The 16,120-nt window shown below is 35.3% G+C and carries 10 protein-coding genes and 1 tRNA gene; 4 read left to right on the top strand and 7 right to left on the bottom strand.

The genetic code is table 11. The features are described from left to right. Window positions 1–68: 68 nt before the first annotated feature. Window positions 69–1,556, bottom strand: a complete 1,488-nt coding sequence (locus tag PHP31_01555) for an oligosaccharide flippase family protein (GenBank protein ID MDD3737966.1) — start codon at window positions 1,554–1,556, stop codon at window positions 69–71. Window positions 1,557–1,709: 153 nt separating this feature from the next. Here PHP31_01555 and PHP31_01550 point away from each other — a divergent pair, with 153 nt between their 5' ends. Then, on the top strand, window positions 1,710–3,005 hold the full coding sequence (locus PHP31_01550; protein MDD3737965.1) for a glycosyltransferase: 1,296 nt from the start codon (window positions 1,710–1,712) through the stop codon (window positions 3,003–3,005). Between the two features lie 88 nt (window positions 3,006–3,093). Continuing rightward, a complete protein-coding gene (locus tag PHP31_01545) occupies window positions 3,094–4,308 on the top strand; it encodes a glycosyltransferase family 4 protein (protein ID MDD3737964.1) in 1,215 nt (404 codons plus the stop codon). Between the two features lie 67 nt (window positions 4,309–4,375). On the opposite strand, the gene PHP31_01540 is transcribed toward PHP31_01545, so the two are convergent. Beyond that, entirely contained in the window at window positions 4,376–5,866 is a 1,491-nt protein-coding gene (locus PHP31_01540; GenBank protein MDD3737963.1) for an oligosaccharide flippase family protein, read from the bottom strand. 76 nt (window positions 5,867–5,942) lie between these two features. Between PHP31_01540 and PHP31_01535 the strand changes: the two genes are divergently transcribed. After that, entirely contained in the window at window positions 5,943–6,398 is a 456-nt protein-coding gene (locus PHP31_01535) for a hypothetical protein (protein MDD3737962.1), read from the top strand. Window positions 6,399–6,557: 159 nt separating this feature from the next. On the opposite strand, the gene PHP31_01530 is transcribed toward PHP31_01535, so the two are convergent. From PHP31_01530 to PHP31_01510, 5 genes are all read right to left on the bottom strand, one after another. After that, the gene (locus PHP31_01530; GenBank protein MDD3737961.1) at window positions 6,558–7,289 is read right to left on the bottom strand and encodes a hypothetical protein; all 732 of its coding nucleotides are present in this window, start codon (window positions 7,287–7,289) and stop codon (window positions 6,558–6,560) included. Window positions 7,290–7,294: 5 nt separating this feature from the next. Further along, window positions 7,295–9,400, bottom strand: coding sequence for a M3 family metallopeptidase (locus tag PHP31_01525; GenBank protein ID MDD3737960.1), 2,106 nt, complete (start codon window positions 9,398–9,400; stop codon window positions 7,295–7,297). Between the two features lie 370 nt (window positions 9,401–9,770). Further along, window positions 9,771–11,189, bottom strand: a complete 1,419-nt coding sequence (locus PHP31_01520) for a SusD/RagB family nutrient-binding outer membrane lipoprotein (protein MDD3737959.1) — start codon at window positions 11,187–11,189, stop codon at window positions 9,771–9,773. Between the two features lie 41 nt (window positions 11,190–11,230). Then, window positions 11,231–12,133, bottom strand: coding sequence for a T9SS type A sorting domain-containing protein (locus PHP31_01515; GenBank protein MDD3737958.1), 903 nt, complete (start codon window positions 12,131–12,133; stop codon window positions 11,231–11,233). A gap of 19 nt (window positions 12,134–12,152) precedes the next feature. Further along, entirely contained in the window at window positions 12,153–15,374 is a 3,222-nt protein-coding gene (locus tag PHP31_01510; protein MDD3737957.1) for a SusC/RagA family TonB-linked outer membrane protein, read from the bottom strand. A gap of 528 nt (window positions 15,375–15,902) precedes the next feature. Between PHP31_01510 and PHP31_01505 the strand changes: the two genes are divergently transcribed. Continuing rightward, window positions 15,903–15,978: transfer RNA gene (locus PHP31_01505), tRNA-His, on the top strand. Window positions 15,979–16,120: the final 142 nt, after the last annotated feature.

Raw genomic sequence — 16,120 nt, 5'->3', positions numbered from 1 at the left:
CGAAAGCTGTCCCAATAGCTCCCATTCCAAGTATTATAATATTTTTTATTTCGCTCATAATTATTTATTTAAGTATTATTTAGGTGTCGTTTAGAAGGTTTTATAAGATTAGAAACGTATTCTTTCACTTTTTTCACATCTTTAATTTTTACTATTTTAAACAAGAATAATATCAAGATATAAAAAGCTATTATCGTTGTTTTTATCAATATCGATGGGAATATTTTTAGTGAATTTACAGGCATTGAAATAAGATATAGCACTAAAGCAGATAACAGTATGACAGTAATGTTTTTGTACTGATAGTTGATTTTGAAAAATTTTTGCGAAGCAATAAAAACCATAACTGCCGAAACAAACATAGATAGTAGTTTGGCGATTGCTGCACCGCTGTTGACAAGGACGGGTACTAACACTATATTTAAAACTATATTAAGCACTGCAACAAATATAGCAATAAACGCTATGATAGCGGTTTTTTTTGTTATGCTTAAGCCCGTTGTCGCCATAGAGTCTCTCATAACTCCAAAGACTATTGCGAAAATAATAAACGGAATAATAGTCCAAGCGCTGTAATAGTCGGGGTTTAGAGCGAACAGCATGGCAATTTCTCTTCCGAAAATCATAATACAAAAGCCCAAAAACATCACAACAAGAACGTAATAGGTCATAAGTCGCGAATAAAATTCTTTATTATCGGGTTTGTCTATCATTTGGAACATTATGGGCTGTATGGCAAAGTTTATAGATGTAACAACAAACACTTGCAAAACATTGGCAATTTTAAAGCCGTAGGAATATAGTCCTACATCGGCAGTTGTAGCATAATAATTAATGGTAAAGCGGTCGGTAATGTTTAGTATGGTTAGTGCCAAGCCCGAAAACATCAGAGGGAAGCAGTATATCAGAATTTGTTTTAGCAGTTTGCTTTCAAATTTAATTTGTATGTTTTTGAGACTATATCTGAGCAAAAACAAAATCATAAAAACACTTCCAATTATTTGTCCGTAGTAAATACCGATAATCCCAATTCTTTTAAAAGCAACAAGATATACAGTTAGCGACAGAACAATAAAAAGTTGAATAAAGTTTGACAAACTGAAAAGCCACGATTTTTCTTGTAGGCGAAGCAAAGTTGTAGGCATGATTACCAAAACTTGTAGCAATGCCGAGATAACCATATAGTTAAAAATCTGTTTGTATTCAATATCTTTCAGTATCGCAACTGTGAGTTTGTCTATATTTAAGAAAATAATGCCGTACACCACTACAACAATAAGCAGTTGAAAAATGCTGACAGTGAAAAATAAGGATTTTTGTTTATTTTCGGCATCTTTGTCGTAGTACCACCTAAAAAATCCAGAATAAATCGACATGCTTGCCAAAGTGATAATAAAAGTTGTGGTAATTTCTAAAAGACTAATAATACCAAACTCTTTAAGAGTAAAAACACCGGTATAAAGAGGTATTAACACAAAACCTACTAATTTGGTAGATAAAACTCCCAAACCGTATATTACCGAGTGTTTAAATAAGTTTTTAAACTGGCTTTGCATTATTTGCTTCTTGTTTAAAAATTAAAAATAAGAAATTAATCAAATTTTATAGCGATAAATTTATATTTTTGTGATGAATATTAATGACATCAGCAAACAAAAGTAATAAATACTTCAAATTGATGAAATAGGTATAATTTTGTCGTCGAAAAAATGAAAAAGGTTTTAATAATAACATATTATTGGGTTCCGAGCGGAGGTTCGGGTGTGCAAAGATGGTTGAAGTTTTCGAAGTATTTGCCGGAATTTGGCTGGCAACCTGTAATATACACTCCCGAAAACCCCGATTTGGTTGTTACCGACGAATCTTTGCAAGATGATATCCCGAAAGAACTAATTGAGGTGAAAACCAAAATTTGGGAGCCGTATTCTTTTTTCAGAATGTTAGTCGGGCGAAAAAAAGACCAAAAAACAGGTACGGGTTTTTTATTGGAAGACAAAAGCAAATCATGGATTGATGAGCTTGCGCTTACAATTAGAGGTAATTTTTTAATTCCTGACCCACGAAAGTTTTGGATAAAACCATCGGTAAGGTTTTTGAAAAAATATTTGAAACAAAATTCTATAGACACCGTAGTTACGACAGGTCCGCCGCAATCGATGCACTTGATAGCATTAAAACTTAAAAAGTGTATGCCCAACATAAAGTGGATAGCCGATTTTAGAGATCCATGGACAGGTATAGATTTTTATAAAGAACTGAACTTGAGCAAATGGGCTGACAGAAAACATCATAAGTTAGAAAATAAAGTGCTTAAAGCCGCAGACGAGATAATTGTTGTAACCAAAACAATGCAGAGCGAGTATGAGAGAAAATCAGGTAAAAAAGTGCATTTAATAACCAATGGTTTTGACGAAAGCGATTACAGCAATATTGGCGATATTCAGTTAGATGATAAATTTTCAATTTCGCATATAGGTACATTTAATGCTCTCAGTAATCCCCTTTTGTTTTGGGAGGTCTTGTCGGAGTTGTGCTCTGAAAATTCGGAATTTAAAAAAGACTTATCGATTAATTTGGTCGGAAACGTCGATTATACCGTAATGCAGTCGCTTAATGATAATAACTTAATCGATAATACTGTCAAAATAGATTACCTGCCACACAGCGAAGCAATAAAATATCAATTAAAGTCGCAAGTCCTGCTATTAGTAATTAAATGGCTTGAAAAATCTAAAGGAGTCCTTACCGGTAAAGTGTTTGAGTACATAGCAACCAATCGCCCTATTATAGCTTTTGGTCCCGAAGGAGCGGATTTGGAAATTGTAATAAACGAAACACAGTCGGGTGTTTTTATTCATTACGACGATAAAAAGAAAATTAAAGAAACCGTTTTAGATTTTTACCAAAAGTACAAGCAAAAATCTTTGAATAACAAATCCAGCAACTACTTAAAATACTCCCGAAAACAACTAACTAAAAGGTTGGTTGAAGAGGTGATGGGGTAGGGGTGGTGAAAATAAATTTAAGTAATGATGCATTTTAAGTTGCTATTCTGAATAAACGATTAGCAAGAATTAACCAAATAAGCACAAAATGAAAAACACTGGAATAGTTGTAGATAATGACTTCAATAATGACATTCGGGTTAGAAGAGAAGTAGAGATTTTGAAAAAGAATGGATTTGAAGTAAGCGTTCTTTGTTTTGGATTTGACAAAAAAACATATCCTCCGATTGATGGCGTCAATATCAGGAGAATAAGAATTAAGAAAAAAATAAAAGACATATTATTTTTTTTATTCAACAGGCTGCCATTATACGAGCTTATTTGGGAAAAAGAAATAAGAAAATTTATTAAAAGAGATGCAATCCAGATACTTCATGTACACGACCTATATATGGCAAAATCTGCGGGTAAAGCAATTCAATCACTAAAAAGCAAAATTCCTCTTATACTCGATTTACACGAAAATTTTCCATATGCGATTCAATCTTATAATTGGACTAAGGGAAAATTACGAGGTTTCGTATCTAAACCAAAAGCATGGATTAAAAAGGAAGGAAAATATTTGCGTTATGCATCAAAAATAATTGTGCTTTCTGAATTATTTAAGAATGATTTGTTGGAGCGATATAAATTCCTAAATGCGAACAATATTGTAGTGTTCCCCAATGTAATCGATTTAAGAAGATTTGAAGAATACAAGGTTGATGAAAGTGTAGTCAGAAGTGACAAAGTTACTTTAATGTATTTTGGTGCTGTTGCGGAAAGAAGAGGCATTTTCGATGCCATAGATGTTCTAGAGAAGTGTTTAAATGAAAAATTAAATATTGATTTTTTGATAATAGGTCCCGTTGATAAGGCAGACAAGGAATCTTTTTTTAGTCAGATAAACAAGGAAGAAATAAGAGATAGTATCACATATATTCCGTGGATTGATGTGTCTGAATTAAATACTTACATGTATATAAGTGATATTTTCTTGTCTCCGCTTAAAAAAAACAAACAACACGAATCCGGTGTTGCAAATAAAATATATCAATATATGTACGGAGGTAAGCCAATAATAGTCTCCGATTGTAAGCCACAAAAAAAGCTGGTTGAATCATTTAATTGTGGGTTGTCGTATTCTACGCAAGAGGAGTTTTTTGAATGTGTAAAAAAGTTAGTGGAGAATAAGGAACTAAGAGAAACGCTTGGAGCTAACGGGTTTAAAAAACTGTATGAGAATTATGACAATGAAAGTTATGATAATATTCTTATTGGTTTATACAATGAATTTCTGCTAATACCAGCTTTAAAGCAATAACGAGTGAGGTCAAACTTGATATAATATATAATTAGAGATTATTAATGTATTAACAACAATAATAAAACTAATTTTTTTTCATCATTGTCCTAACCTTATCCCACACTGCAAAAACAGTTTCATTTATATCTTTGGAGGTTTTTGTTGCTAAAATAAATATCCAAAAAACAACCGTATAAATAGTGCTTCTTACTAGTATATCTGCTATTAAAGGCAGTTGAGGTAAATAATTTGTGCCTATAAAAGCCAGTACTAATATAAGTATTGCGTAGATAAAATTAATATTAAAAGGTTGCATTTTATATTTAATTTGCAAAAACAAAAATCTAAGCAAATTATTTATAATAAATGTAATGCAAACGGCTATTGCAGCGCCTGTGATGCCCCATATTGGTATTATTAAATACATGAGAGCAATAATGGTAACTATCATTATTAAGTTAAACCACAGCGAAACTCTGTAATGTTTCGAATACGTGATTATTTGGTCGTTTGCTCCGGTGCCCATGTGTACTACATAGCCCAAACTAATAAAAAATATAACCCATTTTGCTGCCAGATATTCATTTCCAAGCACTTCAATAATATTGCTTATGTTGAGCCATATTCCGCCAAAAATGTACAGTGCTATTATAAATTGAGTAATGCAGGTTTTTTTGTATATACTCTCAATCTTATCAACGTTTTCATTTTTCCACTCATCTGCAATAAGAGTCCCTGATATACGTAAGAGCGTTCTCGAAGGAATTACTACAAGCGACCCGAAAAAGAAGCCGATAGTGTAAATACCTGTTAGTTTCAATCCAAGTATGTCATTAACGATAATTTTGTCGAACTGGAAGACTAAACTTGAACCTAAACCTGTCAATACGCTAAACAAAGCCACGGAAATCATTTCTCTTCTTAATTCGGGTGAAATGAATTTCAGATTAGGTTTAAAGCTAATATTTCCCTTTATCAGCAAGTAAATAAATATTACTACTGCTTTTGCACATACCGAAGCACTATATAAAATAATAAATGTCTGTAAATTTATTACTTTTAAGATGAATAAAATCAATGAAATAAGTATTAAGACTCTTTGCAAAAATTCTTGTAGAAATGTTCCAAGTACAGCGTCGTAAAGGAGCTTGTTATACGTGTCTAAGTAATTAAATATTAGGACGAAAAAAGTCATTGGTATTATCAGATATGCATACTCTGATAATAGATAGGATTTTTCTATGTTTGAAGCAACAAAATAAGGATAGAACAAAGCAAAAAACAACATGATTAGCGAAAAGCCTATCAAAATAACGATAGTTGTAATAAACAGATAACCGTTATGGTTGTTTTCGTTGTTTCTGAAGTAGGGGAATAACCTTGATGTAATCCCATTGACGCCCAATGAAGAGAATTGAGCAAAAATTGTTGAAAACGAAACAAGTAAACTAAATAAGCCTATTACTTCGGTTGTCAAATATCTTGGGAATAGCAAGCCCGTAGTAACAAACCCTATAATCACACCAACGTACGACCAAAAAGTTCCTTTTATGCTTTGCTTAATTATTATTCCCATTTGACTATGTTTCGTACAAAAGTAACATTATTGCTAATTTATTACATTTGTTGATATAAATTTGTTTTTAAGACTTATGAGCAAAGATAAAAAACTACGCATATTTGACATTCTGATATATCTCTCATTGGTTACTATTTGGGGTATTACAATTTTTGCCAATCAAAAGTGTAAACTAAGTGGTTTAGAGCAATTATCGGCATTTAATTTTTTTATAATTCCCATAGTTAATATTCTTATTTCAGCTATAATCATTATTCTTTCGCAAAACACAAGGAATCTTAACATTCCTTGGAAAATGACTACAGATAACGTCGAAAAAGTTATGGACAAAATGGCTGTGCTGATAAGGTTCATAAACTTGTTTGTGTGCTTATTCTTGTTGGTAATTCAGGTTATACTAATTTATTCGACTTTCAACACTAATGCCAATACCAAATGGATTATAGTAAGTATAGCAATTATCGTAATAGTTTTGTTACCAATAATTTTCACTATTTGGATTTCAGCTCAAGATAAAAAGCTAAAATAGCTTTTAGTATTGAGTTTCGAGTTCCGAGTTCCGAGTTCCGAGTTGACTCAAGACTCCTGACTCAAAACTCAAAACTCAAAACTCAGAACTCGTAACTCAAAACTAACTCGCACCACGCACCCCGCAACCCGCAACATCCCGAAACTTCGGGACATCACGCTACTTCCCCGCATTATCCAAAATCTCATTTTTCCGTTCTTCGGAAAGATTTTTCCAACAAAAACCGATGAAATCGCATGGGTAGGGAGTAAGGCACTGAACATCAGGTTCAATTTTCGGAGAGTTCGGTAATAACAACACATCTTTGAAACGGTTAATGTTTTGTTCAATAAAGTCTATATTTGATTTACAATAATCCGTAACATCTTCTTTGATAAATGCATCGAGCTCAACGGTATTATCAATCATCTCATATTCTTCATCTCTATAGACAAGATAAAATTTTCCTATATCAATACCGCTGTTTGAAATAACATAGTGCTGCAGTGCTGCGTCGTTATAGTATGTAGTACTCAGTGCAGTGCTGCTTTTCACCTCGTATGCATCCCATTTGTCGTTGTTTCTGACGAGAATATCTAATGCAACAATAACTTCGTTGTAAATAAAACATGCCTCATATATAACCGGCGTTTCTTCGGCTATTAGCTTGAGAGTTTGTTCCTGAGCTTTTTTACTTGGGCGACCCAATGTAACTCCGTTTGGGAAAAGTTCTTGAGCGACCATGCCTATCGAGTGCCCTCTTTTAAACTTTTCTTTCTGTTCTTCCGATAAGGGGTCGCGTAAAAATGAGCGATGCTTATTAAGATATAACGACTTTACACATTGCAAGCCCCGTATATACGTCGATTTTGACAGTACATACGAGGCTTGCCTGTTTTTTTTATTGCTCATGTGTGTTATTTAAGTCCGTTGCGTTTTAGCAAAGGATCAATTGATGGCTCTTGACCTCTAAACTTAACATATTGAACCATTCCTTCGTCGTTACCGCACTCGGCTAGACAATGCTTTTTGAAACTTGCTGCCAATTCGGGATTGAAAACATCACCCGACTGAACAAAATAATCGAAAGCATCGGCGTCGAGGACGGCTGCCCACATATAAACATAATATCCAGATGCGTAGCCACCATCAAATATATGCGAGAAATAAGTGCTACGGTAGCGAGGCAATATTTCGGGTATTAATCCTATTTTTTGCATAACTTGATTTTCAAACTCTGTAACATTAATGTCTTGTGTAGCATCTTCAACTTTGTGATAACTCATATCAAGAATACAAGCTGCAATATTTTCTACAGTGTTAAATCCTTGATTGAAAAGACTGCTATTGTGTAATTTTTCAATAATTTCATCAGGAATAATTTCGCCTGTTTGGTAATGTACAGCATATTGTTTAAGCAGTTCAGCTGTTCCAGCCCAGTTTTCCAATATTTGCGATGGCAATTCAACGTAGTCGCGTGATACTTTTCCGGCTGTACGTTTGTATTTGCCTTCTGTGAAAAGTCCGTGCAAAGCATGTCCGAACTCATGGAATAAAGTTGCTGTTTCGTCCCAAGTTAAAAGAGCAGGAGTGTCACCAACCGGTGGCGTAAAGTTGCAAACAATTGAAATAACAGGTTCAACTCTTTTACCGTCTTTCCATTGTTGGGGAGCAAAAGAAGTACACCAAGCACCGGTACTCTTAGAGCTACGAGGAAAATAATCGAAGTAAATTATTCCGGCGTGTGTGCTATCTGCATTTTTAATTTCGAACACTTCAACATCTGGATGATATTTAGGTAGGTCGGTGCGTTGCTCAAAAGTAATACCGTATAGTTTGTTCGACAATATAAAAATACCGTTTTTAACATTATCTATGCTAAGGTAGGGAATAATTTCTTTTTCGTCGAAATTGTATTTTTCATTTCTAAGTTTTTCGGCGTAGTACCACCAGTCCCAACTTTCAATTTTAATGTTATTGCCTTCTCTATCGGCAATTGCTTGCATTTCTTTTAGTTCTTTCTTTGCAACAGGCAATGCAGCTGTCCAAATGTTTTCCAAAAACTTATCAACATTATCAGGATTTTGAGCCATATTTATTTCCAAACGATATTCTGCAAAGTTTTTGTAGCCCATTATTTTAGCTTTTTCGGCTCTCAGTTTTACAATTTTACTGACAATTTCTTTATTGTCAAATTCATTGTTATTATCGCCTCTCATATAGTATGCAGTGTATAACTTTTGACGTAAATCTCTGTTTTCGGCATACTGTAAGAAAGGTATCATGCTTGGTTTTGATGTTGTAAAAATCCATTTGCCGTCTTCTCCTAAATCTGTGGCTGTTTTAGCTGCGGTAGCAATGACATTTTCGGGCAATCCGGCTAAGTCGGCTTCATTATCAATAATAAGTTTGAAATTATTAGTTTCGGCAAGTTGGTTTTCGCCAAAATTGATGGTCAAGGTAGAAAGCTCTTTATTGATTTTTGTAAGTTTTTCTTGATCTTCAGCGTTCAAATTTGCGCCACCTCTAACAAAGTCGCTGTAATATTTCTCAACAACGCGTATTTGTTGGTCGTCTAAGTTTGAATTGTTTCTGTTTTCGTAAATAACTTTTATACGCTCAAACAATTCTTTATTCATCGAAATTTCATCGGAATGACTTGATAGCAAAGGCGAAACTTCTCTGGCTATTTTCTGCATTTCGTCATTTGTGTTGGCTTCTTTTATGTTAAAAAACACTCTTGAAACTCTATTTAATACTTCGCCCGAATTATCCAAAGCCAAAATTGTATTTTCAAATGTTGGAGCTTCGGTATTTGAAGTAATTGCTTCAATTTCGGCTTTTTGTTGTTTCATACCTTCGGTAAAGGCTGGCATGTAATGCTCGATTTTAATATTATCAAAATCGGGGACAAAATACGGAGTGTTAAACTCGCTTAGAAACGGGTTTGTCTTATCATTTTTTGTTGTACAACTCATAATCATTAAAGTTGATATTGTTAGCAGTAATAATATTTTTCTCATTTTTTTTAAAGTTTTTATTAATAGTTAATTATTTATGCAAAGATACAAATATTTTCACCAATAGTTTATTAGTGCAACAAAATTTGTGGTTTTACGTGTTGCGGGTTGCGTGTTGCGTGGTTCGGGTTTCAGCACTTCGGTCACTGAGTGCCGAAGGCGTATCGAAGTGTCGAAGTGCTGTGTGTAAATTTTGTGCTCCCACTCGATTTGTAAAATCGAGCGAGCGGGGGGTAGCCTTTGGCTAACAGCCAACGGCTAACGGCTAACGGCTAACGGCTAACGGCTAATGGCTAACAGCCAACAGCCAATTAACCATAAAAACAAAAAAGGGGACAAAATCTGTCCCCTTTTTTTTAGAAGTAAAAGATATTTATTCGGTTCCGCCTGCCCACCAGACTTTGTCGAAAATACCTTTTTCTGTCGGAACGTTTTGCGAATTTGTAGTCATTTCGCCCAACGCCCATGGGAATCTGTGTACGAAACCAATGGTTGCATTGTGAGGATTCTTCATTTCCGGGAATCCTGTTCTTCTGTAATCGTTGTAGGTTTCGGTAGCTTCTCTGTCGTAGAAAGCAATATACTTTTGAGTAATAATCTCTTTGAGTTCATTGCCGGCTGTTAAGCGAGGTTCTACCTGATTGGTGTAGTAGTCGTCTGCACCATCGGCACCAACCAATGCAAATGCGGCTCTAATAGCTTCCTGAAGTGCGGGTTTATAGTCTCCTCCGGTACGGAACAATGCTTCAGCTTCAATAAATTTAAGTTCATGATATGTGCACATTAAAATTGGATATTGGAAAGCCATCCAACTACATGTAAACTGAGAACGAGCATATACCTTCGGGTCTTGTGTTTGTTTAGCTTCACCAATGGGAGCAATCATAGTCGGATCTGTTGATGAAAAGTAACGAGCCATTCTATTGGTATCGCTACGTTCGGTCATAAGGTTGAATATAGTTGTAGATACCGATAAGTGGTCGCGCATATACCAGAACTCGCCCCATGGGTTTCCACCAGGTAGATCAATAACAAATCCGTCCAATTGCATATTGTCGGCGCTGCTTGCCAGACCATTTGCTATGTAGGTAAGAGCCTCAGCTGCTGCATTATTGTCAACATTAGTCAGACGCATTGCGTAACGAGCTTTTAGCGAATAAGCGGCTTTTATCCAAGCAGCTTTGTTGTCGGCGGCATTCTTGTAAATATAGTCTTTATCGGTGTACGTTGTAGTAGCCCTTTCCATATTTTCTATGCCTTCCGTAAGCAATTGTTGAATTTTTGGATATAAAACCGATTGCTTATCATAAACAGGTTTTAGGTTGTCCAAACCTTTAAAGGCTTCGGTATAAGGAACTTCGCCCCAGCAGTCGGTAGCAACTGCCAAGTTATAAGCCATCATTATTTGAGCAACAGCTCTTGCATAGTAATTATCCTTTTCATCACCGTTTTCCGGATCGGTTTTGTTGATGATGGTTTGTGCTATATTCATAACATCATAAAGGCTATTCCAGCTATTATTCATAAGAGAACTGCTGTTTTGAGCAATTCTGTGGTCGGCTTGGTATGATTGATTCCAAGTTCCGGCATTGTGTTCAATGTAAACGGATGCGTACCAAGCTATATCGGTACCGGTGGTTTCAAAACCTGACTTAAGTAATAAGTCCGGCAATAGGTTTTTAGCATCCATATACTCGGCATTATTTTGATTCTTGTTTACTTCGTCCATAATGTCTTGCGAACACGAAAACAAAAGAAATGGAAGAAGTAGTATTAAAAATATTTTTTTCATGTTGTTTCAAATTTAAAGTTTTTAATAATAACTTAATTAAATTAATGTTTTATCATAATTTGCTCTTTATAAACGTTCTTGTTGTATAATAGACGCATTTGGTACAATCCTGAAGGTAAATTACTCGTATTTATTTTGAACTTATTATTGATAAAACTTTCACTAAAAACGCACAAGCCGTCGTTATTAAAAATTTCAACAAAAAACTCTTTTTTGTTACTACCTTTGTCACATCCGTCAGTAATATCAAGTTCAATTCCGATGTAGTTATTTGCCGGATTTGGAGCAATTGACAATGCAGGGATGTCACCATCATTATCACGTACCATGACCGCTTTAGAAGTAGCATTACTCCAGCCACAGCTATTTTCAGATTTTGCGTTAATAAAATAAAAACCATTTTCCATGGCTTCAACCATGCTACTTGATCCTGACCCGGGTAGTATATTCAACCCATTATCTGGCAAGCCATTTACACCAGTTACCCACCACTGATAAGAAGTAGGTGAGCCAGGATTTGGTGATAAAAAATAAGTTCTTATCTCTCCAACTTGTAAGTGATTAGGATTATTTGTCACGATGCTTAAACCACTTGGTACACCAACCCAAACTCCTTTGTCCCTTACTGTACCATAATTGACATAAGCTCTTATTTTACTAGCTCCGTTTCCTGTTTTTGCATAAGTGGCTGTTGAAGTCCCTTGACCTGATACTAATTGAAGGTTGTTACTACCAACTGACCAAGTTACAGTTGTACCGTATGGTAAATTTGCTATTGTATATGAAGCTTGTGAGCATATTGTTGCAGGTCCTGATATATAATAAGTTGGAGGGTAAGGAGGAACAGGGGGAGGTGCGTAAGTCGCAGTTTGGGACACCGCCACAACATAGATGTTAAATAACATCGATATGACAAGTAACTTTCTTAAAATATCTTTTTTCATTTTTTCTAAGATTTAAAGGTTAAAAAGTAATATTTAGATTAATACCATAAGAGGTCGTTTGAGGTAGCGACATATAGTCTAGACCTCCAGTCATATTACCTTGGCCTTGAGCCATTTCCGGGTCGAAATTTGGTAATTCTGTCCATAGTAATATGTTTCTGGCAACAAAACCTATAGAGGCATTTTTCATTAGTAAAGGAGATATCCATTTTTTTGGTAAATTAAACGAAATACCTACTTCGCGTAACTTCACATACGATGTTCCATAAATATGTGCTTCCGACAGGTCATCTAAGGTTTTGCTATGTAATTGTTGATAAGCAAGTTCATCGCCGGTACCTCCTCTTTCAATATCGTTAGGCTCTCCGTTTGCTTTGTAACCCGGATATATAAATGGTTTATCTCTGTCTTCAGTTCTCTTCGAAACACCGTATAAATCCATCAATCTGTTAGAACCGCTATAAGTTTGTCCGCCGTTTTTCCAGTCTAACTGAGCATGAATATTAACATATTTGTATAGGTTGAAATTAGTTAAGAAAGTTATAAAGAATTTTGGCGAAACTTCACCTATTTTACCAAATTCTCCCATTTTAGGTAATCCGTAATTTTCATTGTTCGGGTCTTCCTCAACCAAAATTCTGCCTTGGTCGTCTCTTAAAAATTGTTCTCCGTAAATAGCAGGGTAGCTGTCGCCTGCAGAAGCACGAATATTAGGTGTAACGTATCCGCCCAAGAAAATGCTTTCAACTCCCGGAGCAAGTTCAATAACTTTATTTTCAAGTTTGGTAAAGTTGATGTTTGCATCCCAAATAAAGTTAGGCGATTCAACCGGACGAGTTTTTAACATAATTTCGTGCCCAACGTTTTTCATTTTACCGGCATTTTTAACTACTTCGGCATAACCTGTTGAACCGGCAATAGGTACTGCAAATATTTGTCCTTCGGCTATAGAGTTAAAGTAAGTGTAGTCGATGGCAATTCTGTCGAAGAAGAATCTGAGTTCAGTTCCTATTTCAAATGTTCCGGTATTTTGAGGTTTCAAGTTCGGGTCGTATAAGCGACTTACAAGTTTGTAACCTGTTACGCCTTGCCAAGGATATTCAACTCCGAATGTGAGGAAACCGCTATTTGCACCTCCTGTAACATAGTAAGGTAGTTCGTAGAAGGCATCGGCAGCTTGTCCAACTTGTGCGTACGATACTCTTAGTTTACCAAACGATAGATAATAATTGTCTTTCAATTGATCTAATTCGGTAAATGCCCATGACAATGATGCCGATGGGTAAGTAAATGTGCGGTTTCCGCGAGGCATTGATGATACAACGTCGGTACGTGTCGTCAAGTTCAAGAACAGCATACTTTGATAGCTCAAGTTCATATTTGCAAAGAAACCTGCCGTACGACGCGAATATTTGTAGTGTGCCGAGTTTTTAATATTGGTGTTTTCCAAATTATCCCAGCCCGGTGTGGTAAATGACGAACCTCTGGCGGTGTAGTATTCGCTTTCGGTATGGTCTATTTCGTTACCAAGTAATAAATCTCCTTTTATATCGTCGGTAAAATTATGATTAAATGCTAATGTTGCTAAGGAGTTTATTGTTCTTCTTGAAACACCGTCTTTAACAATTTGTCCGCCTGTTGGCATAACAAAAGCATATTCAGGATTGTTAGGTGTTGGGTACTGTGATCCGCTTGGCAAGTTTCCTTCACCCATTTCGGTATATATGGAGTTATGTGTGGTGTATTGGTCGACACCTATTTGATATTTAGCCGCCATCCACGATACCGGTTTGTATTCTAAATATCCGTTCCCAAAGAAACGTTTGGTTGCTTCGGTATATTTGTTGTTTTCAATAACCCAATAAGGATTTTTTCCAACAGAACCTCTACGGAAACTAATTTGACGGTATTTGCCGAATGTGCCTTCTTGGTGGTAAGGAGTTCCTGCCAAATCGAATGATGGAGGAGCACCGTAAACGGTAAATAACCAGCTACTATTTCCCGAAGGAATTTTGTTGATTTTAGAATCGGAATAATTACCCGAAAATCCCATGTTCCAGTGTCTGCTCATTTTAAAATCACCAGCCATTTTTGCATTATAACGATCCATGCCTGTACCTTTTATAATACCGGTTTGGTTAGTTGAACCAAATCCTAAGGCATAAGTACCTATATTTGTAGCATTTGAAATATTTATACCGTTATTATACGAAATAGCATCGTTATCGTAAAAATTAAGCGGGTTGTTATAAGCCATAGGAGTTACCCATTGGTTTTTGTACGGGTCGAAAAATTGTCCTTCGTGTCCGGGATAATTGTTTCCGCCGTAAACCGGGTCGTTGGGTAAATCAGTAATTTTAGGACCCCAGGCAAATGAGCTGGCAGCTTCAAATTCGCCTTCGGTTCCTTGTGCATAAATTTGTTGAACTTCGGGCAAACGAGAAATAACATCGGTAGTAACACTACTTGAAAACGAAACCTGTGGACGACCAAGTCCGGCAGCTTCTTTACCTTTTTTAGTAGTTATTAAAATTACACCGTTTGAAGCTCTCATACCGTAAAGAGCAGAAGCCGATTGCCCTTTTAGAACCGTCATCGATTCAATGTCGTTGGGGTCTAAGTCCATTGCCCTGTTGGCAAAAGCAGATCCGGTAACGTTTGATGTGTAGTCAGATTCACTAGTAATAGGCATACCGTCAACAACGTACAAGGGCGAGTTGTTGCCACTAAACGCTCTAGCGCCTCTAATTAATATTTGTGATGGCGAACCAGGCATACCCGACGATTGGCGTACCTGAATACCGGCAAATTTACCGGAAATTGTAGTTTCCAAGTTAGGGTTAGATGCTTTGGTAAGTTCATCTCCTTTTACTTCTTGCACGGCATATCCCAGCGATTTTTTCTCGCGAGAAATACCGAGTGCTGTTACAACAACACCCTCAATTTCTGTTGAGGTCTGTTCCATAACAACATTAATAATAGGAGAGTCTGTTTGTTCCACTTCAACAGTTTGCATTCCAACGAACGAAAATACTAGTACAGAGTTCTTGCTCGGAACTTCTATACTATAATATCCGTCGTTGTCAGTAGTAGTACCGATTTGCGTACCTTTTACAATTACCGTAACTCCGGGTACCGTTCCGCCCTCAGTATCCGATACTGTACCGGTAATGGTTCTTTGTGCCAGTACTTGAAATGCTGTAAATAGCACAAGTACGAACAGTAGTATTAATTTTCTCATAGCATGTGTAAATTTAGTTAATGTTAATTTTAATTGTTTTTTTTCTTTTTTTAATTTTTTTAATTTTTTTTGAGGTTGTTTTTCTACATAGTATTTACTTTTAGTTAATAATAATTTAATTTTGAATTTTAATATTTGCTGGGGAATTTATTGTCTTTTTGATAGTTATGTTTTTGGTTACAAAATTGAGTGTAAAGGTACTAACAATTATTTGAATAAAAGCAATTTTTTTAACAATTATTTAATAATTTTATTAACAATAATTAACAAAAGTTACATGTAAGCCGTATTTATCAACACTTATACGAAATTAATTTCATTTAATTATTTTAAAATAATTAAAGTGTTTAATACTAGAAATTCAAGTAAATTATGTAATGACAAGAGATAATTTATTTTTTTTCTGGTTTATGACTAAAGATTCTTATTTTTTGCTGAATCTTTAATTCGGGTTTGTAAAAATATTTTTTAAACATTTAGTTGATATGTAAAAAAATATGTACTTTTGCAGTCCGTCAGAGAAAAAATGGTGGATGTAGCTCAGTTGGTTAGAGCGGCGGATTGTGGTTCCGTAGGTCGTGGGTTCGAATCCCATCTTCCACCCAAACAAATAAATAAGAAAGTCACTAGCATGCTATTGACTTTTTTTTTCTAATTTTGTTAACTAAATAAACATGTAGTGTAATTTAGTCGTTTTATAACTGCTAATTTTCACAAAAATGTTACCTTAATTATGTAGCTTAAAA

It is taken from the genome of Lentimicrobiaceae bacterium (genome assembly GCA_028697555.1).
Classification (GTDB): domain Bacteria; phylum Bacteroidota; class Bacteroidia; order Bacteroidales; family UBA4417; genus UBA4417.
The sequence above is the reverse complement of the archived record's forward strand: the minus strand, read 5'-3'. Positions and strand labels throughout refer to the sequence as shown.